This is a genomic window from Arthrobacter sp. Y3225116, assembly GCF_059091245.1.
The window spans coordinates 1-1,095 of the sequence record NZ_JBNHGL010000461.1 but is presented as its reverse complement, the minus strand read 5'-3'; the positions used below and the strand labels follow the sequence as shown (position 1 = coordinate 1,095).

The 1,095-nt window shown below is 72.6% G+C and carries 1 protein-coding gene; it reads left to right on the top strand.

The window, feature by feature from the left end; genetic code table 11:
* Positions 1-957: DNA gyrase C-terminal beta-propeller domain-containing protein (locus AC5RV2_RS18290; protein WP_494093507.1), on the top strand; the 957-nt coding region annotated here is incomplete at its 5' end.
* Positions 958-1,095: the final 138 nt, after the last annotated feature.

Below are 1,095 nucleotides of genomic sequence, written 5' to 3'. Positions count from 1 at the left end.
GGCAAGAACGCCAAGGCCGCCCTGCCGCTGCAGATCGCGGACGACCCGTGCTGGGTCCTGCTCTCCGCCTCCGGCCAGCTCGCCCGCACGGTGGACCAGGAGCCCCTGTCGGACGGCCAGCGGATCCGGCACGATGTCCTGGCGTCCGTCGTCAGGACCACGGCACGGGCCGAAATCGGAGCCGTGACCTCGCTGGGCCGGATGCTGCGGCTTCCGGTCCTGGACATGCCGGTGCTCGCCGCCGCTGCCGGGTCGCCCAACCTGGCCGGCGGCGTCCCGGTCAAGGAGTTCGTGACCCTGGCGAAGGGCGAGACCCTGGTGGCCTTGGCCCCGCTGGACAAGGTCCTCGCCCTCGGCACGGCCCAGGGCATCGTCAAGCGCGTGACCCCGGACTACCCGCTCAACCGGGAGGACTGGGAGATCATCGCGCTCAAGCCCAAGGACTACATTGTGGGCCTGAGCGTCCCGGCCGACGACGACGAACTGGTCTTCATCACCCGCCAGGCGCAACTGCTGCACTTCCCGGCCTCGACGGTGCGCGCCCAGGGCCGCACGGCCGGCGGAGTTACGGGCATCAAGCTGGGCGCGGAAGACTCCGTGACGTTCTTTGGTGCGGTCGCCGCGGGGGATGCGGACGCCGTCGTCGTCACCGTCGCCTCCTCGCAGGAAGCCCTGCCGGGCACCGCCCCCGGCTCGGTCAAGGTCACCCCGTTCACGGAGTACCCGGCCAAGGGCCGCGCCACCGGCGGAGTGCGCGCGCACCGCTTCCTGAAGGGCGAGGACATGCTCTCGCTGGCGTGGGCCGGGCACGGCCCGGCGAAGGCCAGCTCGGCCAACGGCGCCTCCCGGGCGCTGCCCACCGAACACGGCCGCCGCGACGGTTCCGGCATACCGTTGTCCCAGCCGGTGGACGCGGTCGGCCCCGCCCTATCGCAGCAGGGGCCGCAAGGCTCCTAAGCTGGCTGCATGGCGATCATCCCCGACACCAAGGACTGGACGTGGGTCACCGAGCGGCCCTGCCCCGAATGCGGCTTCGACCCGGCCGGCGTCACGCCGGACCGGATCGGCCCGGAGGTGCTGGCCACGGTGCCCCGC